We start from the raw sequence: 26017 nt of genomic DNA on the forward strand, positions 1-26017 counted from the left end.
TACAGGCTTCATATATCACGAGGTAAACATTATTCTCTATTTCTTTCTTATACCTTTACTTTTTTCCGCCCTCATTGGTAACGTATTAAAAAAGAGAAAAGTTCTTTACATTACAGGTATTACCCAGTTGACCACTATCTTGTTAATCCCAGATTTTGAACGCTTTTCAACCTATTTGTTTGAGAAATCCGTAGCCTTTTTGAATTGGTTTAATTCTATTGGGTTAAACTATACACAGGCTTCCGTAATTATCTGCGTTTTTCTCCCCTTTCTTATTCTGACCACTCTGATTTACGTAAAACAAAAGCAACCTCCAGCAGGATAAATAAACTAATCATTCACACTTTGGTATACCCCACTTTCCAAAACCAATTGCCCATTCTCCAAGGCTTGTAATAAATGGGTTACCTTGATTTTAATATCGGCACCCATAACCAAGTGTAACCCTAATTGGGGTGGACCATGTTTTTCTAAACGGGCCAGCATTTGGGTAAAGAACGTGATTCCGGCCTCTGTTTCATCATTTTGATGTATTTTAATACACCCCTTGGATTCCAAAAGTTTATGCAAAACTTCCTTTTTAATCAAATGACTCAGATTGGCATCGGTAGCCCAAGGCATGGGGTATTCGATTTGTCCCCGGTCCGATTCAAAAATATCGTAATACAAAAAATGCCCGCCAGGTTTTAGCACCCGAATAATCTCGCCATAAAACTGGGCCTTATCCGCCACGTTCATTTGTACATGTTGGGTCCAAACGGCATCAAAAACTTGGGCATCGAAGGGCAATTGGGTCGCATTGGCCTGAAGAAAATGGGTGTTATGATCCAAACCTACCCATTTCGAAAGTCCTTGGGCGGTACGTATGAATTCGGCACTTAAATCGATTCCGGTAACATCGCATTGGAAAACATCGGCCAAATAGCGAGCGGGACCGCCCAAACCGCAGCCCACATCCAACACTTTGGCCATTTGAAGATCAACTGTACGGGCCAATTCTTCCGATACTTTTGCACCACGCACATGAAACTCATCTACTGCTGAAAGATCGCTGCGTTTTAGCTGCTCCATATCCTTCCCCTGGGCCAACAGTTGTGATTGGATCTGCTCCAACAAACCGGGCCTATGGTAATGTGCGGCTATGGCTTCAAACTCGTGATGCATCTGTATTTATGGTGCCGGATCCGGAATATCGTTATGAATGGCCTCAATTTCCAATAGCAATTCCTTAGAAAGATTCACATCTATACTACCAATATTCTCCTTTAACTGATCCATGGTCGTAGCCCCAATGATATTCGAGGTCACGAATGGTCTCGTATTTACAAAGGCCAATGCCATTTGGGTTAGTGAAAGTCCGTGTTTTTGGGCCAAATCAAAATAGCGTTGCGTTGCCTTGGTCGAATTCTCACCACTATAGCGTGCCATTTGCGGGAAAAGGGTAACCCGTCCGTTGGCAGGTTTCAAACCACCCAAATATTTACCGCTCAACACCCCAAAGGCCAAAGGGCTATAGGGTAATAGACCGATATCTTCACGCATGGAAACCTCGGCCGAACCTACCTCGTACGAACGGTTCAACAAACTATAGGGGTTTTGAACGGAGACCATACGGGGCAACCCATGTACCTTGGCCTCTTCTAAATACCGCATAATACCCCAAGGGGTTTCGTTCGAAAGGCCTACGTGGCGTACTTTACCTTGTTTTACCAAATCTTGCAACGTCTCTAAAACCTCGTGGATATTATCCTGCCAATGGTCGGGGCTATGGGTCGGAAACACGCGTTGTCCGAAAAAATTGGTCTTACGCTCTGGCCAGTGTAGCTGGTACAAATCTATATAATCGGTTTGAAGGCGTTGCAGACTGCCTTCCACAGCTTCTATTATGGCATCGCGGCTAAAACCTGTGGTTCGTATATGCTTGGTGTATTCCCCAACCCCAGCTATTTTGGTGGCCAAAACGATCTGATCTCGGTTGCCACGGGCCTTGAACCAATTGCCTATGATACGTTCGGTATCAGCATAGGTTTCTGCCTGTGCGGGTACCGGATACAGCTCGGCCGTATCAAAGAAATTAACTCCTTGTTCTACGGCATAATCCATTTGCCCGTGCCCTTCGGCCTCCGAGTTTTGCCGGCCCCAGGTCATGGTTCCCAAACAAATTTTACTGACTTTAATATCGGTTCTTGATAAGTTAGTGTACTCCATGGTCGTTATTTATCTTTTTATTCAAAAACAGCTACCGCGCGTACCGGTGAGCCTGTTCCTCCTTTTATTTTTAATGGCAATCCGATAAAGCGGAAAATGCCCCTGCCTATTACCCTATGCAAGTTCGCCATATTTTCGTAATGCGTAAAACCCATGCGACCACAAACCCGATGCACTTCTTTGTTCGTTAGTTTGGGTATGCCGGGCGACATGGTCTCTACACCAAAAGCGGCTATACCTTTTTCTCCCAACCATTCCGTGGCCGCCACACTTAAACCGGGGCCATGCCACCAATCGTCAGTGCCGAATGTTTTGCGATAATGGTCGGTATAGAGTAGCACGGTGTCTCCCTTTTCAATGGTTAAGCCCGTTTTTTGTAGTGCCTTTTCAAGATCCCTTACATCTATCAACTGCTTTAGGCCTTTTTCCGAAAGATCTAAACAGAGGCCACGCGTATAGAACATATGCAAGGGCATACTATCGATGGTTTCGCCGAAATTTTCGCGGGACATATGGTTCAGTGCATCTACATGGGTGCCGGTATGTTCTCCCATTTGCATCGCATAGACACTTGGCGACACCTGATCGCTGTCTTCAATACCATCCCACTGTTCGTGTGTGGCATGCAATTTAATATTTACAGGCGGTAAGCCCTTGTATACGGGCATTCCATCGAAAATCTCTTGACTTAAGTCTACTATTTCCGGTTTCTTCATTTAAAGATCCAGTTCCAATAAAATAGGGCAATGATCGGAATGTCGGGCCTCCGACAGAATAGCCGCACGCGACATCTTCGCACCTAAAGGTTCGGCCACCATGGCATAATCGAGACGCCAACCCTTGTTGTTGTTTCTGGCATTGGCCCTATAACTCCACCACGAATAGTTATGCGGTTCTTTATTAAAATGCCTAAAACTATCTATAAACCCGCTTTCGATAAAATTCCCGATCCACTCCCTTTCTACCGGAAGGAATCCGGATACATTCTTATTCCGCACCGGGTCATGGATATCAATGGCCTCGTGACAAATATTATAATCGCCAAGCACCACCAAATTCGGGCACTCTTTGCGTAGGTCATTGGCATATTCCTGAAAATCGGCCATGTATTTCAGTTTAAAGTCGAGCCGATCCATATTGGTCCCCGAAGGCAGGTACATACTCATTATGGACACACCCGGAAAATCTACCCTTAGGTTACGCCCTTCAAAATCCATATACTCGATTCCCGTCCCATATACCACATTATCGGGTTTTTGTTTACAGAGGATGGCCACCCCGCTATACCCTTTTTTTTGGGCAGAAAACCAATAGTTATGGGCATATCCGGCGGCTTCGAATACGGAAAGATCCAACTGTTCTTTTAGGGCCTTTATTTCTTGAAGACAGATTACATCTGGGTTGGCAGCGGTAAGCCAGTCGATAAACCCTTTGTTGATGGCCGCTCGAATGCCGTTAACATTATAGGAAATGATGTTCATGATGAATTTTTGTCTAAAAATAGACAAATCCGGTCAATCATAGATGGAACAAAAGAGTAGACCAAACCAAGATTAATATGGTAATCAGGGCGCCTGAAACATTACAAATGGCCCTATCTGTAATTGATTCCCGAAGTTTACAATCTAACCACAGCCCCAAAAACCCCAAGGCAATCAAAAGTTGGATTTTTATAAAACCCCAGCCTTTTGCGTTCTCCAAGGGCAACCAAAACGAGATTAGAAACCAAAAACAAACCGCCAAATGTAATACCATGGCCACGTTTAAAAAACTAAGACGGGAGAGTAAGGAAGATATATTTGGGTTGGTTTTCATAGCTATTTTAGAGTTAGCAAGCTAGCAAATCTTAACCCGCCCGTCAATACCCAATACTGGGTATTTTTTAGGTGTTTCGAAACCTACCGGAAAAAATTATACTTGATGGATTTCCCTAGATTTGCCGAAGAACCAAAACGTATGGGCTTTAAACATTTTCTCTTGCCATGGGTATTGATTTCGGTAATAAGCTATGGGCAAACCCAAAAAGATTCGGTAACCAACCTAGACGAAATAATACTCTCAGAAAACCTATTGAAAAAAAGGGTATTTGGGGAAACCCCTTCTACCCAATTAGAACAAGATCAACTTACTCTTTCGGGTCCATTGGCTATAAACGATGCTTTAAACCAAGTATCGGGGGTATATATGCTTTCGGGAGCCTTAAACACCAATCGAATTACCATTCGAGGCGTAGGGGCCCGTACCCCGTTCGGCACAGACAAATTGCGAATGTATTTCAATGGAATACCCGTCACCAATGGGGCCGGTACTTCAACACTAGAAGCCTTTGATCTAGAGAATTTGGGTAGCCTCGAAGTGGTTAAAGGTCCGAAAGCCACGGGGTACGGCGCCACGCTTGGCGGTACGCTTCTCTTAAATACCCAACCCGCGCAAGCGGGCATGACCACGGTAAACAATCGCTTTAGTTTTGGTTCTTATAGCATGATAAAAGACAATCTATCGGTAAGCCACGATACCGACAAAATGAACCTGCACCTGAATTACAACCATTTAAAGACCGATGGCTATAGGAAGAATAGCTCTTTTACCCGTAACGGACTCTTACTTACAACTTCGATAAAATCAGGGAAATCGGCCTATTTCGATGTGCTCTTGAACCATATCGATTACCGTGCGGAAATACCGAGTAGTTTAAACCTAACCGATTTTGAGGATGACCCTACCCAAGCTGCCGCAAACTGGTTGGCCGCACAAGGTTATGAAGATAATGCCCATACCATGGCCGGGCTTGGCTACACCTATCTATTAAGTCAAAAGATTACCCATGCTACTCATGTGTTTTACAATTATCTGGATCATTATGAAGCCCGTCCGTTCAATATTTTGGATGAGTTTACCAATGGCTTTGGTCTACGTTCTACCTTAAAAGGGAACTTAGGAAAGGGCAAAGCCCTTTTAGGCTTGGAGATCTATAAAGACGAATACCATTGGCGCACTTACGAAAACCTATATCGCGAAAATGAAGGGCAAGGAAGCTTACAAGGTGAGCAGCTAAGTAAAAATCGGGAGTTCAGAAGACAGTCCCATGTTTTTGGGGAATATGCGCTACCCATTTCCTCGAAATGGGACCTACAACTTGGCCTCGGACTTAACCATACTTTTTACGATTATCGCGACGATTTTTCGCAGGAAAACAATGCTACGGCCCAACGCGATTTTGACCCCATTCTATTACCAAGCACCACCCTTTCTTATCAAATGTCCAATGGGAGTATGTATGCCCATATCGGTAGGGGGTTTTCCAACCCCAATTTGGAAGAGACCCTAACCCCGGACGGACTCATAAATCCGGATATCGCCCAAGAAAAAGGGGTAAATTATGAGCTTGGCGGAACTCAACATGCGTGGCAGCGAAAACTAAGGCTGCAATGGGCCCTATACCGAATGGACATCAAGGATCTCTTGGTGGCCCAAAGGGTTGGCGAAGATCAGTATATTGGAAAAAATGCCGGTAAAACCAAACATCAGGGTTTGGAATTGGATCTATCGTACCAACAAGCCATAAATACGGACATCGACATGATTTTCAGGTCTTCTTACTCTTTTAGCGACCATAGTTTTGTTCGTTTTATTGATGATGGCAACGATTATTCTGGAAATCCGTTAACTGGAGTACCAAAACACCGTATTTTTAATACCCTCGATTTAAAGCATGAATCAGGTTTCAATTTCGGGCTTACCCATCAATTCGTAGATGCCATTCCGCTTACCGATGCCAATACCTTGTACAGCGATGCTTTCCATCTCTTTCACTTGAGGGCCGGGTATCATAACACCTGGAGTTCCGGTTGGCAACTGGGGTTCAATGCCGGATTGAACAACCTCTTCGACACTTTGTATGCCCAATCGGTACTGATCAATGCCGTTGGTTTTGGCGGTAGGGCACCCCGCTACTATTATCCCGGCAACGGCAGAAATTATTATATAGGCCTTCAATTGGGGTATAAGTTTAAACAAAAAAAACAACCCTAAAATAGGGCCATTTTATAGTTATTTGATTTTAGTCCTTATTGGATCTTTTGTAACCAATTCCGGATATCGACCGCTTCTTTGATCATAGCACGAACGGCATCTATGGCCACACGTTCCTGTGCCATGGTATCGCGATGACGGATGGTAACGGTATTATCTTCCAAACTTTGGTGATCTACGGTAATACAGAATGGGGTACCATTGGCGTCTTGCCTACGATAACGACGGCCTACAGCGTCTTTTTCATCGTAGATTACGTTAAAGTCCCAACGAAGATCTTCTATGATCTTATGTGCCAAATCGGGCAATCCGTCTTTTTTCACCAAGGGGAGTACCGCTGCCTTGGTCGGGGCCAAAACGGCAGGTAGTTTAAGTACGGTACGTGTACTACCGTTCTCCAATTCCTCTTCCTGTAGCGCCTTAGAGAAAATGGCCAAGAACATACGGTCTAAACCTATGGAGGTCTCTACCACATAGGGCACATAACTCTCATTAAGTTCGGGATCGAAATACTGTAGTTTTTTACCCGAAAATTTTTCATGGCTACTTAAATCGAAGTCGGTACGGGAATGGATGCCTTCCAATTCTTTGAAACCGAATGGGAACTTAAACTCGATATCGGCTGCAGCATCGGCATAATGGGCCAATTTCTCGTGATCATGGAAACGGTAGTTGTCGGCGCCGAACCCAAGGGACAAATGCCACTTTAAACGGGTCTCTTTCCATTTTTCGTACCATTCTTTCTGACTGCCGGGACGCACGAAGAATTGCATTTCCATTTGTTCGAATTCACGCATTCGGAAAACAAACTGTCGGGCTACGATCTCGTTTCTAAAGGCCTTACCCGTTTGGGCAATCCCGAACGGTATTTTCATACGACCCGTTTTCTGAACGTTCAAGAAGTTCACGAAAATACCTTGGGCGGTTTCCGGGCGTAGGTAAAGATCCATGGCCGAATCTGCCGAGGCACCCAATTTGGTACCGAACATAAGGTTGAATTGCTTTACATCGGTCCAGTTCTTAGAACCGGATATAGGACAAACGATACCCAATTCCTCTATCAACGCCTTAACATCGGCCAAATCTTCGTTTTCCAAAGATTTCCCCAAACGTTTTAGAATACCATCTATTTGTTCTTGGTATTTAACTACCCGAGGATTGGTGGCCAAAAATTGATCTTTATCAAAAGCATCACCAAAGCGTTTGGCGGCTTTTTTCACTTCCTTTTCGATTTTACCTTCGATCTTGGCGCAGTGATCTTCTACCAAGACATCGGCCCGGTAACGTTTTTTAGAGTCTTTGTTGTCGATCAAAGGATCGTTAAAGGCATCTACGTGCCCCGAGGCCTTCCAAGTGGTGGGATGCATAAAAATGGCCGCGTCTATACCCACGATATTTTCGTGCAACTGTACCATGGCTTTCCACCAATAGTCGCGAATGTTCTTTTTTAACTCGGCCCCGTTCTGTCCGTAATCGTAAACAGCGCTTAGTCCGTCATAGATTTCCGAAGATTGGAATACATACCCATACTCTTTGGCATGGGCCACTACTTTTTTGAAAATATCCTCTTGTTTTGCCATGCGGCAAAAATAGCCAAACGGGAGAAATTAGATAATAAAATTGGGCTGTAATTGGCCAAATAATATACCAAATTACCAAACCCTTAAAAAGATAGGAATGGAAGTAGGAATTCGAAAAAGGTTTATTTTAAGACAAACTCATGCGAAGACAGTAAACGCTCATCCTCAAAAACGTTCAAGGTGTAGGTACCCGGTGTTAGGCTGCCTTTTTCTACAGTAATAAAATCACAAACCTCAAGCTCACCGCCATCGTAAACGATTTCTACCTTTTTACTATAGGTATTCCCATTTACGTTAACCGTAGTGTATTCGTCTTCAATGATTTGCATATTGGGGCTCAATATCTGGAAATATACCACCTTTTGCTGTACTTTTTTTACCGACGGATTGGCCTTTATGGTAAAACAACCCCTAACTTTTTCGACCATATTGGCCTTAGAGGTTTTTAAAGGCTTACCATTGGTGCGCAAACGGTAGGCAGAACCTAAGGAATAGGAAAGGTTCAAATAATTCTTAACCTTTAGCTCTTCACTTAATTCTTTGTTTTTCTCACGCAATAGAGCCTCGGTCTCGGATAAGGAGGAGCTTCTATCACGCAATTCTTCTATTTGTTGTTTGGTATCGCCATATTGCTTGGCCAACAAACTATTATTGTTTTGCAGGTAGCGGGTTTTGGCCATTAAACTATCGTGCCTTACCTGTAGTATTCTTAGTTCCTTTTTGAATTGTCTGAGTTTGGAGATGGTAAAGTTCAATTTCCCTACTGAATCGTACAATTGCTGAACCTTGTACCTAGAGTCTTGAATTTCAATTTCATTCACCTCGTTCAAAGCCGATAAACGATCTACTTCGGCATTGAGAAGGGTAATATCTTTTTGGAAGATTTTTTCTTGCTGGGTAAGATAATCGATTTCATTCGCTGAACTCGCCGCGTTGAAATAGAACACGATAAGTATAATAACGATAATAGCAGCCAATATGGCATAGACTATCCGGTGGTTTAATTTGGTTTGTTTATCTTCCATACAACCGTTAGGAAATTAAAGCTCGATTAAATAGGTTAAGTGTTGCTTTCAGCGATTTCAAATATAGCCAATGATATACATAGCATCCTACTTCCTAGGGGGTGTTTTGGATGTACTGCAAACTTGGGTAAAGGTGAACGATCTTTATGCACCGTTTGTCGGGATCAGCTACCGTTTACCGAGTACAATTTTATCGATGAAAATCCAATCGACCGGATTTTCTATGGTAAAATTCCTGTTAAAAAAGCAAGTTCACTCTTTTTTTACCATGAAAATGGCAGGATCCAACGCATAATCCATCACTGGAAATACAATAAACAGGAACAGATAGGTAGCTTTCTGGCGGCACTTTATACACCCATTTTAGAAGCAGACCCTGGTTTTGAAAAACCTGACCTTATCGTTTCGGTGCCATTGCATAAAAACAAAATTCGAAAAAGAGGGTACAATCAGTTAGATTTAGTAGGAAAATCATTTTCCGAAAATTTCCACTGTAGGTATGAAAACAAAGTCCTTGTAAAAACCCAGAACACGCGGACACAGACACGAAAAAATCGTTGGTGGCGCTGGAAGGGGGTTCAAGATTTATACCAACTAAATGGGTCGGATAGCGTTCGTGACAAGCGAATATTATTGATCGACGATGTTATAACCACTGGGGCCACACTCGAAGCCTGTGCCCAAACCCTATTCGCCGGAGGCGCAAAAGAAGTTTCGATAGCTACGATTGCCGTAGTTCCCAGTTTCGGTTAATTCAAAAAACACGCAATCCCAATGCTTTCATAAAATAGGATTCTTGCTATTACATTCCTTATTTTAGTCGTTAATTTGTTGCATTAAGCAGGGCTATTATGGTTATACGTGCATTAGGGGTACTTTTCTTTATTTTAATGGCTTTGGCCTTGGTACAATGTGGCCGTATGGGCTCACCCTCGGGAGGACCAAAAGATGTTACCCCACCTGTCTTGATAAATGCCGACCCCCCGAATAGGTCCATTAACTTTACAGCTACAAGTTTCCGATTGGAATTCGATGAATTCGTAAAGCTAAAAGACATTCAAAACCAATTGATCGTTTCCCCTCCATTAAAATACCAACCCATTATTACCCCACAGGGGAACGCCAATAAATTTGTAGAAGTAAAAATCAAGGATACCTTACGCCCCAATACCACCTATACCTTTAATTTCGGGCAAAGTATAGAAGATAACAATGAAGGGAACCCAAACCGTTTCCTTACCTATGTGTTCTCTACGGGCGATTATCTCGATTCACTTTCTCTATCGGGGGTGGTAACCGATGCCTTTAACGAAAAGGCAGACACCTTTATCAGTGTTATGCTGTACGAAATGGATAGCACCTATACCGATTCTACTATATACCTACAGCCTCCGAGCTATATGACGAATACCTTGGACAGCACCACCTTTTTCCAATTAAACAATCTAAAGGCCGGGCGTTATGCCCTTATGGCCCTTAAAGACGAAGGAAAAAACAATATGTTCGACCAAAACACAGATAAGATCGGTTTTGTTACCGATACTATAGTGTTACCCACGGATTCGGTATATGGGTTGAATTTGTTCCGCGAAGTCCCGGATTATTCAGCGGCCGTACCTTCTATGGCCTCTGGCAATCGGATAATTTTTGGATATACCGGGGCCAAAGCTTCCGAACTGGAGCTAAACCTGTTAAGCGCCTTACCCGATTCTGTAAAAACCACCGTTAACAAGGATGTGGAAAAAGACACCTTGAACTTTTGGTTTAGTGCACTAGAAGCGGACTCCTTGGTATTTACCCTGAACAATACGGTAGAGCAAGTATTGGATACCTTTATTATAAAAACCCGAAAACTCGATTCCGATTCATTGAACCTTCGGCCTAACCAAAGTAGTTCGTTAGACATGATGGCCCCCTTTTTTATTCAAGCCAACACCCCTATAGTTGCCTTAGAGACGGACAGTATTCAATTGATGAACCTAAACGATTCTACCCAAATGGATGTTAAGGTCTCGCTCGACACCTTAAACAATAGATTAGATGTGGCCTTGGGCAAAGAACCCAATATGGCCTATGGGCTAACCTTGCTACCGGGTACCCTTACCGATTTCTTTGGGCAGGCGAACGATACCATAGACTATCGATTGTCTACAGCCAGTTTAGCCGATTTTGGAAATCTTCGCTTAAACTTGACCGGCAATGTAAACTATCCGCTCATTTTGCAATTGACCAATGAAAAAGGGGAAACCCAACGGGAATTGTTCGCTTCGGAAGGGTATACCTTTGAGTTCAACCTAATTAAACCGGGCAACTATAAAATCCGTTTGATACAAGATGCCAATGGGAACCAAAAATGGGATACCGGAAGCTTTTTGGAAAAAAGACAGCCCGAAAGCGTACTTTATTACCCAAAAACCCTTGAAATCAGGGCCAATTGGGACCTAGAGGAAACCTATACCTTGTACTAAGAGGCTTTTTCGAAACATGTCAAAACCGTTCCTAAGGCCGTAACTCGAACTTATCGCGATCATCCAAAAACCTTAACTTTTCGCGGGTTTCCAATACTGTACTTTTTTCTAATTGAGCATACAACACCGATTCTTCTTCCGTGAAAGCCACTTGCTGCCCTAAGGCATCGTACACGGCCGAATGCCCCACAAATTCATAGCCATTGCCATCTTCCCCGATACGGTTCACGCCAATCACATAGGCCATATTCTCTATGGCGCGTGCTTTTAATAAGGCATCCCAGGCCGTTACGCGTGCCTTGGGCCAGTTGGCCACGAACAACAAAAGATCATAATCATCTATATTCCGGGCCCAAACGGGAAAACGAAGGTCATAACAGACCAGAGGTCGGATTCGGAAACCTTTGTATTGGATCAATACATTCTTTTCTCCACGGGTATATGACTTGTCCTCTCCAGCCAAGGTAAACGTATGGCGCTTATCATATACTTCATATTCCCCATGGGGGTGAACGAACAAAAACCTGTTGAAATATTGATCGCCTTCTTTAAAAATAGTACTACCTGCTATGGCAAACCCATAGTGTTGGGCCAAATTTTTCATCCAGTTTAAGGTGTTGGTTCCTAAATCGTCTGGAAAACGTTCAGGATGCATCGAAAACCCTGTGGTAAAGGTTTCAGGCAATACTACTAGATCCACAGCCTCAAGTTTTGCCAGTTCATTTTCTATTCTGGCATAATTATCTTCTGGCGACTCCCAAACCAAAGAAATTTGCATCAAGGCTACTTTTAACTGCATGTGATAGGGCTTTGTTCAAAGATAGGGAAACCTAACTACCCATTTGGATTTACGACCAAAACGGGAAGGTGTATTAAGTTCAAATGATAACCTTCTTATATAACAGAGGTTTGTTTTTTCGACAGCTTGAATAGTGTAAGACGAGAGACCGAAAGTTTGGGCAAAGCTAAATCCATTGGTATGGGATTCCTCCGCGTAGCTCGTTCGGAATGACAGTTTTCTAACGCTATTCCCTACTACCAGGCGAAAAATCAGCAGGCGCATTTTTAGGTTCATTTACCGTACCATTACCTCCTGAATCGTTATGAATTATCCATTCACTAGGGTCAAACTCCGCATTACCAGCTACTATGTCAATCTTGCGAAAGGCTCGGCCATCTTCAAACTCATGGTCGGTACCCGTACCATCTTCACCAATACGTCCGAAAGCATCGATAACAACACCAAAAGGGTCGATCAAAAATAGATTGTCGTCGCCATTGGAATCGGCCGGACTGTTTTTCCCTGCAGCCATATCGGGAGCAAAGCCATAAATAGCTTCAAAAACCATAGGGTTTGGCGAAATTACCAAGGTTGCCTGGGCAGCGATAACATACCCAGTTAGATCAAGTGTGGAGCTGACCTCGGTATTGGCATTGGTATAGCGCTGCAATTGCCAGCCATCTAAGGCAATCGGCATATCCGATGCATTGTACAATTCCACAAAACGTGCCCCGGTGTCGTTATTAGGGTCGGCCAGTTCGGAAATAAAGACTTGCACAGAACTTATTTCCTTGGGACTGCATAAAAGGCCATCCATAGCCACATCTGCTACATCGCGAATGATTAATTGGGGTTGGTTCTTTTCCATCAAAAACACACCGGTGATACTACCATTACCCCTAGGAAGTGAATCGGCTTGGAATTCGGCATACCCACTATTGACCAGCACCAATTCTTTGCCTTCACAATCCAACAAATGCCGTAAAGTCTCTTCCCTGGGAAATGCATAGAGGCTATCCCGCTCCTCGGCAACGATTTCCAATCCTTCGAATCGTACCAAACTATGGGAAACAGCATCTTCCAATTGCGATAATTTTACTACTGTTGGAGTCAATTGATTTATAGGTTCACAGGCTTTTTGAATATGGTCATCTATGGCATGAAAAGGCAATCGCCCTACGAACAGGTTCCCAAAAGCCTGAAATGTACCTCCCAAACTATACAGCCCCTTGCTTTGACCCAAATACATGCCACGCGCATTTACCAACACCTTGGTCCCTTCCGGATAAAACAGATGTGATTCACGCAAATCGACCTCTAAAGCAATGCCATGGGTAGGATTTTGGGGTGTATCTTGAAGGTGGAGCACACTAAAAAAATTCCCGGCCCTATCGGAAGAAGACACATAGCCTTCAAACACCAGACTATCGGTCAGTTTAAGGGTTTCACCCACAAATTGGGCTTTAATGTCGGCCATTGTGGTGTTCACTTCCCATCGATCACAGGCCACTTCAGAAAGGGCCAAATCTTGTGATCCATCACAAGCGACCAACATAAGATAAACCATCAAAATACAGCGACCATATTTCATCTTATTCCGTTTTAGGGTTCTTTTTCAGGGAAAGGCTGTAGGCCAGGTTCACAAAATAAGTTCGGCCATAACCAAACCAATATTTTGGTCCAAAAGATGGTTGTCCCGAAAGGTTATCTTGATACCATTGGCCATAGTTACCGTTACGGTTCTGTTCATAGCCACCGGTTCTAAAAATGCCATCGAAAAGATTATTGACACTAACGAACAGACTCAGATAATTACCCCCTAGCCGCCACGATTTACCTCCGGTAAGGTTCAAAAAATACATTTCAGGTAGAGCCGATTGTCGAAGTGCCCTCTCATAATCGTTTTGCGTTACCCCAGTAAACGGCTGCCCAGTTTCTGGATCTAAGGTGAAACTCTGGGTATGGGCCAAGCGCGACAAAGCGATATAACTCTTTCCTAGATAATTCGCCGTTACCCCTAGCCACCAATATTTCGGGTCACGGTAATGGCAACCAACGGACAGGGCGGTTTGGGGCCCTTGTGGCAACCGTAATCCTTTAAGGGAGGCCGTACCTAAATTTAAAACGCCCTCGGGATTGATAAAATCCTCGTCACTACCAGCGGTATCGAAGTTAATGGTGAGTTCGGAGTTATTCGCATAGGTGAATTTACCCACCGAGGCCACCATGGAAAGATCTACAGCGGAAGAAGCCTTATAGGTCACACCAATTTCCCCACCCAAATGCCGGGTATCCATTTCCGTTGTCACTTGCTGTACAAAGTCAGATCCAACCCCGGCATCGGTAAAGAAATACCCCACTTCGGTCAGGTTTTGGAAATGGGTATTGTATACCGTAAAGCGGCCATTCCATTGGGGCAAGCGCATCCAATACTGGGCTTCCCAAGCCTGTATGGTCATCGGGGAGATATTTGGAATCAATTGTTGGTTTTCCCGTGGATTTATGTAGGTGTTTTTTTGAAATGGGGGCCTTTCTTCGTGCAGTACGTTAACTCCTAATCGATGCCTTCCATTAAACTGGTAACGTAGCCCCGATTTTAATCCGTATCCGGAAAAACCAATGGTTTCCCCAGTACCTAAAGATGTATCGGGGTAGCGTCCGTTTCTAAAATTCCCGATTTTTTTATAGGTGTTACCCCACACTTTCCCACTAATAAACCCTTCCCATTTTTTCCATTGGTAATGCGACTGTAAAAAGGCTTCCCATTGTGTCGATTTAGTATCAAAATCATAGGAAAAACGGTCACCTTTATATTTCTTCAAGGGGCCATCCATATCATTGGCCGTTTCCGAAAAGGGGTCTATATCGTTATGGTATTCCGCCCCCAATAAATCGCGGATCTGGGCATAGTTTTCACTTTTGGCCCCATTAAATTGTATGCCACCATCTATTTGCCATTGGGGTTTAGGAGTATAATTGAATTGCAAGGCCCCACTGAAACGATTGGTCGCCACCACATCGTCGTACCAAACATAATGCGCCTCCGTTTGGTTTTGATGGGCTTCGAACAAGGCTGCCCATTGCCATTGTGGGTCACTTAGAAAGGCCTGCCGGGCCAAATCGGCATTCTCAAAGTTGGCCCCGATCGGGCTATTGATATAAAACGAAGGCAAGTAACGGTAGTAGGTAGGATCAGGATTGGGCGCATTAAAATAACCGACCCTCGCATTCTTTTGTATTCCCGTTTGGTACATGGCACTGGCAGAGACTTTGAACACATCTCCTGTAAACCGATACTGAAATATTGCAAAAGGTTCTTGTATTTCCCGCTGTCTAGAATTGGTTGTTTCCCCATTTAAATTACCCCAATACGGATTATAACGATTACCCAACAGGTCATAAACCTCTTGGGTTAAGGCACTACTTCGACCTCGCTTTTGCGAAGCCCAAAAGCCAGTAAACAATAGCTTATGCTTGGGGTTCCAGCTAAACTCCGTTCCTAAATAAACCCCATAGGCATCGTAAAAAGTGCCTGGCATATAGCCTTGACTGGCCCAACGACGCGATGCCGAAAGTGTATAGGCAAACCCTTTGGCAGAAACCGGATGCGTATAGGTGGCCATGAGCCTATTGGTATAGCTACGGTTTGCCACCGAAGTGGTTAAACGCAAGCCAGGGCGCAACCCAGATGGTGCGGTATCTATATAAGTTGAACCCAACAAATTCCCGAACCCATGTTGATCCCGATCCAAGGTCAACACCCCGGTTTGGTTACGAACCACATCGTTAAGTCCGCCCCAATGGCTCCACTGCGGTCGTCCGTTGAACATCGAATTCATCCGGATGCCATTGATATGCACATTACCCCAAGCGGCATCATAGCCACGGACCCTAAAAAACGCCTGGCCGAAATCGAAGGCCGCCCTACGGTAAAACACCTCTCTTTCAGCCTGGAGAAAACCGACTGCTACATCTTGATCATCGCCTTCCAAAAGATCCTCCTGGGAAAGTGACAAAGTAGTAGTGGATTCGTTCCGAAGGGAAGGATGCAGATAAATCACCCCTAGGTCAGAACTATTTTCCAGTTGCCAAATATGGCGGTATTGGGCATAGCCCGTTTTTTCGAATAGGATTTCGGCATCCGTAGCCAATGAAATCCTGAAGGTAAACTTACCCTCGGCATCGGACTTGGTTTGCAAACCCGACCCAACTACAGAAATTGTAACACCAACCAAAGGAGCCCCCGAATCAACATCTAATAACTGACCGCTAATGGGGGTGGGTTGTTGGTCGTATGCAAAACATTGATAAACAGCCCCAAGGAAAACGATTAAAACCATCCTCATGTCTGTCTATTTTGAATTTATGCTTCAAAAAGCGTAAAATAAACTACAGAAAAAGACTACAAGTCGTATGTTCGCAATAAAGCTTTTAGACATTCCCCGTATAAAAACAGTTGAGTTGCTGGTAATGCTTTGGTTATTTCCGACCGTTATCCAAGCACAAAAGACCGAGTACAACATATATACGGTAGCCTTTTACAATCTGGAAAATCTATTCGATACGGTCAACGACAGTTTGGTTCGGGACGATGAACGCACTCCGCATGGATCCTACCACTGGACAAAGGAACGTTATCAAGATAAGTTGCTAAAGCTGGCCACCGTCATTCGAGGCATTGGAGCACCATACGATTTGGATGGCCCCGAGATTATTGGGGTTTGTGAAGTAGAAAACGCCGATGTACTTGAAGATTTAATAACGAAACCTACCATGGCAGCACTAGATTACGGCTATGTACATTTCGATTCACCGGATGAGCGGGGCATTGACGTAGCCTTGCTCTACAAAAAGGAAAAATTTATACCTACAGCCTTTAAAAGCCATCGGTTATTGCTCGAGAATGAAAAGGGGTTTCGGGACTACACCCGAGATCAGTTGGTTGTATCCGGCATACTGGATACACATCCCATACACTTTCTAGTCAACCATTGGCCCTCACGAAGGGGCGGACAAAGCCGATCGGAACCTTATCGCTTAGCGGCGGCCAAACTTAATAAGCGAATCATTGATTCGCTGCGTCGTGAAGATCGGGAAGCCCGAATCGTAGCCATGGGCGACTTTAACGATGACCCATTGGACCACAGTTTCAAAAAGGTTTTAAAAACACAAAGTAGTACGACACCCATCGATTCCTTTGGATTGTATAACCCTATGGAACGTTTATATAAAAAAGGAATAGGCTCCTTAGCCTATAGAGACCGTTGGAGCCTATTCGATCAATTTTATTTTACGACAAACCTATTATCTAAAGAAGGTTTGTTTTTTTGGAAGGCCCAAGTGTATAGGCCCCAATTCTTGAAAAACGATAGCGGCCGGTATAAGGGTTACCCTTTTCGTACCTACGCTGGCAACCAATACCAAGGAGGCTACAGCGACCATTTTCCTATTTACCTCTATCTATTGGCTAAAGTTCGGTAAGCACTATATCTTTCCAATACAACTTTACACCACCCCCACTATGGATTTGCAGGGCGACACTACCTTTGGCGGCACCGATTTTTTCATCTTCTAGGCTTACCATTTTCTTACCATTAAGCCAAGAAGTAAGTTTACCTCCTTTGACCCGGATTTTCATTCGGTTCCAATCGCCATATTTTAAGGCTTTGTCCTTTTTGGGGTCGGGTTTGATCAACCAGCCCCTACCATAAGACTCGTATACGCCCCCGGTATGTTTATTGGGTGGGGCTACTTCTACTTGCCAACCCGAAATCTTTGTGCCTTCGATGGTAGACCGTATAAACACGCCACTATTCCCATCGGCCTCTTGTTTAAAGGATAGCTCCAACTCAAAATCTTTATAGTGTTTATCGGTGGCCAAATACCCATATTCGCCATCAGGTCCGCTTTCACAGATTAAAAGTCCCTCCTCTACGTACCATTTTTCGGTACCGTAGATAGTCCAACCGTCAAGGTCTTTGCCATTGAACAAGGAAGATTGTCCCCAAGCCATGAAACCCATTAAAATGGCCAACACAGCGCATGTTTGTTTTAAAGTCATATGTCTAGTTTGGTTTTGATTTTAATCTATAGCCATTGCGACCATGGGATACGGCTCAGTAGCAATACTAGGCCGATACCATAGAAAATGGCAAAAGTTTTAAACTTACGGTTGGCTTCCATCAATTTTTTATGTTTTGACCAACCTATGGTAATGAACACCAAGGCCAAAATATTGATGAACGGATGTTCTACCAAATACAGCCGGGCCATACTATCGCCCATGACCTTGCCCCCCATTTCGCCCCAAAGTTGAAAACGTGGGGAAACAAAGTACAATACGATACCGATCAACAACTGCATATGGGAAAGTATCAAGGTAAAAAGCCCCATACGGAAGTCTTTGGTGAGCGTAAAGGGTTTGTTACCTACTAGGCCCAAGATGGCGTTGGCTACGGTTAAAAACAACAAGGCCAATACGATATAGGCCAAATAAGAGTGGAGGTTTAAGATTACTTCGTACATGCTTGGAAAATTAGTGAACTAAATTAGTGAATTTTGGGCATAAAAAAACCCCTCTGCCGGGCAGAGGGGTTTCTTCTATTCTTTATATCATTAGTTAAAGATATAACGTAGACCAATTTGCATTTGCCATCTTGAGGACTGAATCCCGAAATCATCCAATTCTTCATAATTAGGCGTACCATCTTGGTTTACAACGCCATCATTGATAGAGAATACTGGATCCGGTGCCCCTGAAACCGTGGTCAATGGACTTACATTACTCCTAACAAAATACTTTTTACCCCAATCTTTATTCAAGAAGTTGGTGAAGTTAAAAATATCTGCCGACAACTGGAAAGTATGCTTTTTGTTACCCATGTTCACGGCGAAATCTTGAAGCAACTTGAAATCGACGATATGGCTCCAACGACCTCGGTCACCATTTCTTTCAGCATATTTACCCCTGTTTTCCCTTAGGTAATCATTGCTTTCAATAAAGGTATCCAAACGTTGCCATTGCTCAGCTTGACTTGCTTCGTCACCTGAGAAGGTGATTTCGTTGGCATTTCGTGGAATATACATTAAGGCATTATCCCTTGAGTCATCATTTAACAAATCACGTCCTTCCCTATAGGTAAAACTAAATGGACTACCTTCAACCCCTTCATAGAATAAACCAAAGGTTGTTTTAACATTATCATTCCATTTAAGCTCGTAGGAAACATTGGCATTCACCCTATTACCCAAAGAGAAATCGGATCGGGTTACAGGCAAATTAGAGTTTTTACCATTCACACTTTGAATATTTCTCCACTGCGAACTGTTTTGGGAAGAGGTACCATCAAATACCTTGTAAGAATCCCCAAAAGTATATGATACCGAACCAGAGAATCCATTATCGAATGGCTTTCTTAGGGTAAAGGAAGTGTTGTGTGCATAACCTCCACCTGTATTAGATGCCAACATGATCCTACCATAGGTGTCGTCAATTTCATCCCTTCTGTCGTAATAAGGCCTACTATCGGTACCGTTCAATCTACCTACAGGGCCCTTAAGGTTCAGGTTTTGGTAATAAACATCGGTAATAACATCAGTATAAATGAAATCTGCGGTAGCAATAAGACCCCACCAAGGTAATTTTTGATCTATGGCAATATTATACTTGACCACTTGGGGTAATTTAAAGTCTTTGGCAAGCAGATCAATATTACCACCTACACCACCACTACCTGGAGCAGGATCAGTGAACTGATTCTGGATATCAGATTCGAAAGGTTGGTTGAACCTGAACATGAATCCACCGGTTACCCCGTTGTTGTTATAAGTTCCACCTGGCCATACTAATGGTAATCTAGAGGTGAATACACCTAAACCACCACGAACTTGGGTAGAACGGTTACCATTTACATCCCAGTTAAATCCAAGTCTTGGGGCTAAATGAATACTTGGGTCAATAGTTTGACCAACACGTGCACCTTGAAGGTCTTTACCATTTGCCTCTAATAAAGGAATGGTCCTATTATTGAAGTCGTCATTTACTTTTCCATCATCCCAATAAGGAATATCTACACGAACACCAAAGCTAACTTTCAAGTTATCAGACATATCAACGTCATCCTGGGCATAAAAACCAGCTTGGAAGGTTTTAAAATCTGCAGAACCTGCAGATTCGTCACCAACGGTACCATCTCCGAGAAGGGAATATCCATGCTGGTAAACATCTGCATTTTGACCAGTCATAAACTGGTTCATACCACTTGAGGTTAAAGCACCTGAATCGTCGAATTGATCTTCAAAGGTGTAATACCCATAGTTAAAGGCAAAGAATAGGTTTTTAACATCGGCGAATTCCAAGTTAGTACCCAAGGTAATGGCATGCCTACCAGAAAAGATCTCAAAGTTGTTCGTAATGGTAAATACATCTGAGTTCAACAAGTTGGCAGTCGAGAATGGCTCGGCTCCAAAATCTATGGTACCACCACCATCTTGAAGACGAATTGTTGGAAATGGGTCTCCTGAAGGATCTCTATCATCACGAACAGAAGTATAGGCCAAAATTAAGTTGTTAGCGAATTTATTGCCAAACCTTGAGCTTAATTCCAATGCGGAAGAATTCGTCTTACTAACAAATGCTTCAGATCCATTGATAAATCCAATATTCCTGTTACCTGAGTTACGGGCTTCAAGATTATCTGCCTTAACATAACCATGACGGAAAGACAATTTGTGATTATCATTGATGTTCCAGTCGATTTTGGCCGTCAATTTATCACTTAAAAGAGTACGTGTGTTGTTGTCATAAATTCCAGGATTATACCCGTAGGTATTCTGAAGGAAGCTAGAAAGATTATCCAAGTCAGCTTGGGTAGAACGACCACCGTAGTTACTGAAGTTAAACGGTTGTGGTGTTTCATCGTCCTGTCTTTCATAGTTTACGAAGAAGAACAATTTATCTTTTATGATTGGTCCTCCAACCCTAATACCATAGGTCTTGGCACTAAAGTCCGCCACCTTTTCACGGCTCTCACCATCGCCTACCAAATCCGGAGGTGTTTTACCTACAAGGCTCTCGTTACGTACGAAACCATAAACCGACCCCTCGAATTCGTTGGAACCAGAACGTGTAATGGCGTTAATGGATCCACCGGAGAAACCAGATTGTTTTACGTCGAAAGGAGCAATGTTTACCTGGAAAGATTCAATCGCATCTACAGAGAATGGATTTACACCGGTCTGACCCCCATTGGTACCCGATCCTGCCAAACCGAAAACATCATTGTTAACGGCACCATCAATATAAACGGCATTATAACGGTTGTTCTGACCTGCCAAGGAAATGGAGAACCCATCGTTACCCTCGGTAACTTGCGCCTGGGGCGTAATCCTAACGAAATCGGCAATTGATCTTGATGCTGCCGGTACGTTGGCTATATCCCTTTGGGAAATATTGGTTTCGGAGCCCGTTTTATTCGAATTGAATACCCCATTAGCAGTAGCGGTTATAACCACTTCATCCAATGCAGTGGCATTCTCGGCCAGCACGGTATTAATTCTTTGGGTCTGCCCTAAGGCCAACATTACGTTGTTTTGAACGAATTCATCAAAACCAACATAGGAGATGGTCACTGTATATGGCCCACCACTACGCATACCTGAAATACGGTAATAACCATCAAAATCGGTAGCAGCTCCATATTTTGTACCAGAAGGTACGTGTACGGCTACAACACTAGCACCGGGAAGAGGCTCCCCAGCGGCATCGGTCACTTTACCTCCTAAAGAGGAATTGGTGACACCCTGTGAAAAAGCAATGGAAGTGGTTAAAACCGCAACCAATGCAAGCAGCATTTTTTTCATTTCTCTGAGTGTTTTGTTTAAAATAGTCCTGCAAAAGTGCAGCTTAAATCAATCTTGAACATTAAGGCAATGTTAAATCGTTATGTTAAAATTAACATAACCTCAAAGACCAAAATTAGGCAAATGTAACAAAAAGGATAAAATGCTGTGAATAAACAACAAAAAAGTATTATTGTTTATAAAGTTTTAAAAGATTTGCGGTAGATGCATCATGATTGCCAATCGCGTTATTTTGAATTTCTTTTAGAATATTCCCGGCCAATTGCTTGCCCAGTTCTACCCCCCATTGATCATAACTGAAAATATTCCAGATAAGGCCCTGTACGAATATCTTATGCTCATATAAAGCGATTAAGCTTCCTAAGGTTTTCGGACTCAATTTTTCTATCAAAAGGGTGTTGGTGGGCTTGTCGCCCGGAAATACTTTGAAGGGTAGTAATCGGGCCACTTCTTCGGCCGACATCCCTTTGCACTCCAACTCATTTTTTACGGTTTCTTCAGTTTTACCTTGAAGGAGTGCCTCGGTCTGGGCAAAGAAATTGGCCATCAGTTTATCGTGATGGTCGGTTTTACCATGCAAAGCCTTTTTAAACCCGATAAAATCGGTTGGTATCAGTTTAGTACCTTGGTGTATCAATTGAAAAAAGGCATGTTGCGAATTGGTACCCGGTTCGCCCCAGACAATAGTTCCGGATTGGTAGTCTAAACCCTTGCCCGTTCGATCGACATGTTTGCCGTTACTTTCCATAACCCCTTGTTGTAAATAGGCCGCAAAACGCGCCAGGTATTGGGTGTACGGAATCAGGGCTTCGGTCTCGGCCCCATGGAAATTATTGTACCACACACTGACCAAGCCCATTAAAACCGGCATATTCTCGGCCATAGGGGCTTCTTTAAAATGGGTATCCATGGCATGGGCCCCAGCCAATAAATCCTCAAATCCATCGTATCCGATAGCCAAGGCTATACTGATACCTACGGCACTCCACAAAGAGAAACGACCACCTACCCAATCCCACATAGGAAACACATTGGCCGGGTGGATCCCAAATTCGGTCACTGCCGGTATATTGGTCGAAACCGCCGCAAAATGCTTGGCCACATCTTCGGGCTGGGCCGACTGTAAAAACCACTCTTTTATGGTGGTAGCATTACTAATAGTCTCTTGAGTGGTAAAGGTCTTGGAAACCACCACGAACAAAGTGGTTTCGGGGTCAATGCCTTTTAACACCTCTTGGGTATGGTCGCCATCTACATTGCTTACAAAATGTACCTTAAGATGGTTTTCATAATACTTTAAGGCCTCAACCACCATGGCCGGACCCAAATCTGATCCGCCGATCCCGATATTCACGACATCGGTTATGGTTTTACCCGTATACCCTTTGTGGGTTCCTGATATAACGGCTTCTACAAACTGCCGTACCGATGCCTTTACCGCATGTACTTCAGGTACCACATTTTCGCCATCAACAAATATTGAAGCTGTTTTTGGCGCACGAAGGGCCGTATGCAATACCGCCCTGTTTTCGGTTTGGTTGATGGCATCCCCCTTAAAATAAGCCTTCATACCTTCTTCGAGTCCCACCTCTTTGGCCAGATCGATCAAAAGGGAAAGGGTAGTTTCGTTGATTTTGTTCTTGGAATAATCTAAAAAGAAATCTTCCCATGCCAAACTAAACTTTTCGGCACGTTTTGGGTCTTGGGCAAAATAGTCATTTATAGAATCGGCTTGGGTTTCGGCAAAATGGGCACCTAATGCTTGCCAAGCTTTGGTTGTCGTTGGGTTTATATGGGGTAGCGACATGTTTTTTGGGTGGTTTAAGGGTTATTTTCGGTAAGAAGTCCGTCCATTTCTTCGGCTTCTTCCTGAAAAAGGATACAGTCTAATTGTTCTTTAAAGGGTACGATATGGGCCAAATAATCGGTACGTAACGAATCGGCTATGGGTTCGGCCTCTGGCAATTTTTCGCGAAGGGGATCTACTTGTTTCCCGTTTTTCCAAAAGCGGTAACACACATGGGGGCCCCCGGTATTACCGGTCATCCCGATCTTACCGATAACATCGCCCTGTTTTACGAAATCGCCTTTTTTGACCAAACGTACCGACATATGCAAGTACTGGGTACTGTACATACTATTATGCTTGATCTTCACATATTTACCATTACCGCCCCTACGGGTACTTTCTACCACCGTACCATTGGCCGTGGCCAGAATGGGCGTACCGATTGGCGCGGCAAAATCGGTACCGCGATGTGGGCGTACCTTATACCCATAATACTTTATCCGACGTCTTAGATTGTATCGCGACGAAATCCTACTCTTTTTTACCGGCGCCTTTAAAAAAGCCCGTTGTAGGTTTTTGGCCTTATCGTCGTAATAATCGGTAAGGTTGTTCAGACTATCTACCTTATAGGCAAAAGCGTAAAAAGGTTCGCCATTATGCTCAAAATAGGCCGCTTCTATGGGCTCCATTCCGGCATAGATCGTATCGTTTATATAACGCTCTTTGTAAATGGCCTTAAACCGATCTCCTTTTTGTAAGTGGAAGAAATCGACGGTCCAGGCGTAGATATTCTCCAATTCAAAGGTGAGGTTGTAATCGATTCCGGCCTCGTCCAAGGTTTGCGATAAGCTGGATTCTATAACCCCGGAAACCTCCCGTATTTTATAGGTAATATCCTTTTTCTTTTTATAGGCCACCACCGAATCGCGTAGGTCGAGTACCGTATAATTGATGCGGTCGTTTTCGTAAATGAATACCTGTGCTTTTTCTAAAGTATCCTTTGATTTTAGGATGGTATAAGGTTTCCCGGGAATGATCCTACGCACATCGAAGGTATCCTTGAATTCCTCGGCAATTTTATGGATTACCGGATAATCGACATGGTTTGAGAGCATAATCTCGCCAAAGCTGTCCCCATTTCTAATGGTATCGTAATGCACGTTAAACTGTCCGATATCGAAACCATAGAGTTCTTGGCGTACCACCTCGGGTTCCGCTAACAAGGTTTCGTTGCCCGGTTTTTTTGATTCCGTTTTACAAGAGGCCAGTAAAACTACCCCTAAAAACAAGCCCCAAATGTACCTCATACCTACTTATTTGGCCCCAAATATATCATCTACCCATTGCTTTCCCCAATCATTTAACTCTTTCTCTGAATAAATATCGGGGAAGAAGCTTACTTTTTGGAATCCGGGTGGCAAGTATTCTTTCCAATTGGTACCACCGGTGGCCTCAATGGCCTTGCCTTTTCTACCCAAATACCTATGTGCCGATCCCATATGCACCAAGGGCCAGTTTACGTTGGCATTTTGATCCAATTTTTTCAGGGCATCGAGCAATACCGGGTTCTTTTTATCGGCTTCCGCCAGATTTTGGAATTTGTGGAACAAGGTTTTCCCTTCAACCTGTTTGGTAATACGGATCAAACGGGGGGTGTAACGGTATTCGAACTGTTTTAGGGTCAGGGTCTTTTCACCGGTCTTACGATCGGTAGCCCCCTTTTTCCAATAAATATGTTCGTACAAAGCTTCTATACTGGCCTCATCCGGAAGTTTATCGCGATCCGAAATATGCACCAAATGTTCCATAGGGGTGGCATAGAGTTCGATCATACGATATTGGGCCGATTGAAATCCGCTGGAAGGTAACAAGGCCATCCGGAATTGCAGGAACTGTTCTTTTTGCATACCATTGATCATAATGGTAAAGGAAGAGATCAGGGCCTTGTAATAACTATTGATACGGTTAACCTTTTCGATCATAAAATCGACGTCCCTGGCATTGTGGTCTACCACCTGTTTAAACTCATGCAGTATTAGTTTAAAGTACAGTTCGGTAATTTGATGGTACATGATGAAGATCTCTTCATCGGGAAAATGGGTACGGGGTACCTGAAGGCTCAATAAGGTATCGAGATGGATATAGTCCCAATAGGTAAGGTAACGTTGGTACAGGAGGCCGTCTAGATAGGAACTTAGATCTTGGCCAGAATTTTTGTATTTCTCCGCTAATTTTTCAAGTTGCTCGTTAATGCGTTCCTGTTGTTCCATATT

The 26017-nt window shown here is 43.6% G+C and carries 19 protein-coding genes; 4 read left to right on the top strand and 15 right to left on the bottom strand.

Features of this window, described 5'->3' with window-relative positions; genetic code table 11:
- Nucleotides 1-330: 330 nt before the first annotated feature.
- From B7P33_RS05315 to B7P33_RS05330, 4 genes are read right to left on the bottom strand one after another with little or no spacing between them, the layout of a single operon-like run.
- On the bottom strand, nt 331-1164 hold the full coding sequence (locus B7P33_RS05315; protein ID WP_097440933.1) for a class I SAM-dependent methyltransferase: 834 nt from the start codon (nt 1162-1164) through the stop codon (nt 331-333).
- A 6-nt stretch (nt 1165-1170) separates the two neighbouring features.
- Nucleotides 1171-2208: an NADP(H)-dependent aldo-keto reductase gene (locus B7P33_RS05320; RefSeq protein WP_097440934.1), complete on the bottom strand. Its 1038-nt coding sequence runs from the start codon at nt 2206-2208 to the stop codon at nt 1171-1173.
- A 17-nt stretch (nt 2209-2225) separates the two neighbouring features.
- The gene (locus B7P33_RS05325; RefSeq protein WP_097440935.1) at nt 2226-2924 is read right to left on the bottom strand and encodes a cyclase family protein; all 699 of its coding nucleotides are present in this window, start codon (nt 2922-2924) and stop codon (nt 2226-2228) included.
- Complete coding sequence (locus B7P33_RS05330) at nt 2925-3689, bottom strand: exodeoxyribonuclease III (protein WP_097440936.1); 765 nt, start codon at nt 3687-3689, stop codon at nt 2925-2927. It lies immediately after the preceding gene.
- A gap of 439 nt (nt 3690-4128) precedes the next feature.
- Between B7P33_RS05330 and B7P33_RS05340 the strand changes: the two genes are divergently transcribed.
- On the top strand, nt 4129-6240 hold the full coding sequence (locus tag B7P33_RS05340; RefSeq protein WP_245871663.1) for a TonB-dependent receptor family protein: 2112 nt from the start codon (nt 4129-4131) through the stop codon (nt 6238-6240).
- Between the two features lie 35 nt (nt 6241-6275).
- Here B7P33_RS05340 and B7P33_RS05345 read toward each other — a convergent pair whose 3' ends face one another.
- Nucleotides 6276-7820 (bottom strand): glycine--tRNA ligase, encoded by a 1545-nt coding sequence (locus B7P33_RS05345; protein ID WP_097440938.1) that lies wholly within the window; start codon nt 7818-7820, stop codon nt 6276-6278.
- A 122-nt stretch (nt 7821-7942) separates the two neighbouring features.
- The gene (locus B7P33_RS05350; protein WP_097440939.1) at nt 7943-8845 is read right to left on the bottom strand and encodes a hypothetical protein; all 903 of its coding nucleotides are present in this window, start codon (nt 8843-8845) and stop codon (nt 7943-7945) included.
- 123 nt (nt 8846-8968) lie between these two features.
- On the opposite strand from B7P33_RS05350, the gene B7P33_RS05355 reads away from it, so the two are divergent.
- Complete coding sequence (locus B7P33_RS05355) at nt 8969-9598, top strand: ComF family protein (protein ID WP_245871665.1); 630 nt, start codon at nt 8969-8971, stop codon at nt 9596-9598.
- A gap of 98 nt (nt 9599-9696) precedes the next feature.
- Nucleotides 9697-11313 (top strand): Ig-like domain-containing protein, encoded by a 1617-nt coding sequence (locus B7P33_RS05360; RefSeq protein ID WP_097440941.1) that lies wholly within the window; start codon nt 9697-9699, stop codon nt 11311-11313.
- Nucleotides 11314-11344: 31 nt separating this feature from the next.
- Here the strand turns inward: B7P33_RS05360 and B7P33_RS05365 are convergent, their stop codons facing one another.
- The 3 genes from B7P33_RS05365 to B7P33_RS05375 form a co-directional block, all read right to left on the bottom strand.
- On the bottom strand, nt 11345-12112 hold the full coding sequence (locus B7P33_RS05365; RefSeq protein WP_097440942.1) for an amidohydrolase: 768 nt from the start codon (nt 12110-12112) through the stop codon (nt 11345-11347).
- A gap of 226 nt (nt 12113-12338) precedes the next feature.
- Complete coding sequence (locus B7P33_RS05370) at nt 12339-13685, bottom strand: DUF5689 domain-containing protein (protein WP_097440943.1); 1347 nt, start codon at nt 13683-13685, stop codon at nt 12339-12341.
- 1 nt (nt 13686) lies between these two features.
- Complete coding sequence (locus B7P33_RS05375; protein WP_097440944.1) at nt 13687-16440, bottom strand: carboxypeptidase-like regulatory domain-containing protein; 2754 nt, start codon at nt 16438-16440, stop codon at nt 13687-13689.
- A gap of 67 nt (nt 16441-16507) precedes the next feature.
- On the opposite strand from B7P33_RS05375, the gene B7P33_RS05380 reads away from it, so the two are divergent.
- Complete coding sequence (locus tag B7P33_RS05380; RefSeq protein WP_245871668.1) at nt 16508-17575, top strand: endonuclease/exonuclease/phosphatase family protein; 1068 nt, start codon at nt 16508-16510, stop codon at nt 17573-17575.
- Here B7P33_RS05380 and B7P33_RS05385 read toward each other — a convergent pair.
- The 6 genes from B7P33_RS05385 to B7P33_RS05410 all read right to left on the bottom strand — a co-directional run bounded on the left by B7P33_RS05385 (nt 17562) and on the right by B7P33_RS05410 (nt 26014).
- Nucleotides 17562-18155, bottom strand: coding sequence for a 3-keto-disaccharide hydrolase (locus tag B7P33_RS05385; RefSeq protein ID WP_097440945.1), 594 nt, complete (start codon nt 18153-18155; stop codon nt 17562-17564). The two genes, B7P33_RS05380 and B7P33_RS05385, sit on opposite strands and share 14 nt — an antisense overlap.
- 26 nt (nt 18156-18181) lie before the next feature.
- Nucleotides 18182-18619 carry a hypothetical protein gene (locus B7P33_RS05390; protein WP_097440946.1) on the bottom strand — a complete coding sequence of 146 codons (438 nt, stop codon included), beginning with the start codon at nt 18617-18619 and terminating at the stop codon, nt 18182-18184.
- Between the two features lie 90 nt (nt 18620-18709).
- On the bottom strand, nt 18710-21955 hold the full coding sequence (locus B7P33_RS05395; protein ID WP_097440947.1) for a TonB-dependent receptor: 3246 nt from the start codon (nt 21953-21955) through the stop codon (nt 18710-18712).
- 169 nt (nt 21956-22124) lie between these two features.
- Nucleotides 22125-23762 carry a glucose-6-phosphate isomerase gene (gene pgi / locus B7P33_RS05400; protein WP_097440948.1) on the bottom strand — a complete coding sequence of 546 codons (1638 nt, stop codon included), beginning with the start codon at nt 23760-23762 and terminating at the stop codon, nt 22125-22127.
- A 14-nt stretch (nt 23763-23776) separates the two neighbouring features.
- Entirely contained in the window at nt 23777-25051 is a 1275-nt protein-coding gene (locus B7P33_RS05405; protein WP_097440949.1) for a peptidoglycan DD-metalloendopeptidase family protein, read from the bottom strand.
- A 6-nt stretch (nt 25052-25057) separates the two neighbouring features.
- Nucleotides 25058-26014, bottom strand: a complete 957-nt coding sequence (locus B7P33_RS05410) for a tryptophan 2,3-dioxygenase family protein (protein ID WP_097440950.1) — start codon at nt 26012-26014, stop codon at nt 25058-25060.
- Nucleotides 26015-26017: the final 3 nt, after the last annotated feature.

Source organism: Sediminicola luteus (genome assembly GCF_002514735.1).
Classification (GTDB): Bacteria; Bacteroidota; Bacteroidia; order Flavobacteriales; family Flavobacteriaceae; genus HQA918.

Bases quoted from the DNA above. Each gene is read 5' to 3' on its own strand.
- B7P33_RS05315 (WP_097440933.1), bottom strand. From the start codon at position 1,164: ATGCATCACGAGTTTGAAGCCATAGCCGCACATTACCATAGGCCCGGT.
- B7P33_RS05320 (WP_097440934.1), bottom strand. From the start codon at position 2,208: ATGGAGTACACTAACTTATCAAGAACCGATATTAAAGTCAGTAAAATT.
- B7P33_RS05325 (WP_097440935.1), bottom strand. From the start codon at position 2,924: ATGAAGAAACCGGAAATAGTAGACTTAAGTCAAGAGATTTTCGATGGA.
- B7P33_RS05330 (WP_097440936.1), bottom strand. From the start codon at position 3,689: ATGAACATCATTTCCTATAATGTTAACGGCATTCGAGCGGCCATCAAC.
- B7P33_RS05340 (WP_245871663.1), top strand. From the start codon at position 4,129: ATGGATTTCCCTAGATTTGCCGAAGAACCAAAACGTATGGGCTTTAAA.
- B7P33_RS05345 (WP_097440938.1), bottom strand. From the start codon at position 7,820: ATGGCAAAACAAGAGGATATTTTCAAAAAAGTAGTGGCCCATGCCAAA.
- B7P33_RS05350 (WP_097440939.1), bottom strand. From the start codon at position 8,845: ATGGAAGATAAACAAACCAAATTAAACCACCGGATAGTCTATGCCATA.
- B7P33_RS05360 (WP_097440941.1), top strand. From the start codon at position 9,697: ATGGTTATACGTGCATTAGGGGTACTTTTCTTTATTTTAATGGCTTTG.
- B7P33_RS05365 (WP_097440942.1), bottom strand. From the start codon at position 12,112: ATGCAGTTAAAAGTAGCCTTGATGCAAATTTCTTTGGTTTGGGAGTCG.
- B7P33_RS05370 (WP_097440943.1), bottom strand. From the start codon at position 13,685: ATGAAATATGGTCGCTGTATTTTGATGGTTTATCTTATGTTGGTCGCT.
- B7P33_RS05375 (WP_097440944.1), bottom strand. From the start codon at position 16,440: ATGAGGATGGTTTTAATCGTTTTCCTTGGGGCTGTTTATCAATGTTTT.
- B7P33_RS05380 (WP_245871668.1), top strand. From the start codon at position 16,508: ATGTTCGCAATAAAGCTTTTAGACATTCCCCGTATAAAAACAGTTGAG.
- B7P33_RS05385 (WP_097440945.1), bottom strand. From the start codon at position 18,155: ATGACTTTAAAACAAACATGCGCTGTGTTGGCCATTTTAATGGGTTTC.
- B7P33_RS05390 (WP_097440946.1), bottom strand. From the start codon at position 18,619: ATGTACGAAGTAATCTTAAACCTCCACTCTTATTTGGCCTATATCGTA.
- B7P33_RS05395 (WP_097440947.1), bottom strand. From the start codon at position 21,955: ATGAAAAAAATGCTGCTTGCATTGGTTGCGGTTTTAACCACTTCCATT.
- pgi (WP_097440948.1), bottom strand. From the start codon at position 23,762: ATGTCGCTACCCCATATAAACCCAACGACAACCAAAGCTTGGCAAGCA.
- B7P33_RS05405 (WP_097440949.1), bottom strand. From the start codon at position 25,051: ATGAGGTACATTTGGGGCTTGTTTTTAGGGGTAGTTTTACTGGCCTCT.
- B7P33_RS05410 (WP_097440950.1), bottom strand. From the start codon at position 26,014: ATGGAACAACAGGAACGCATTAACGAGCAACTTGAAAAATTAGCGGAG.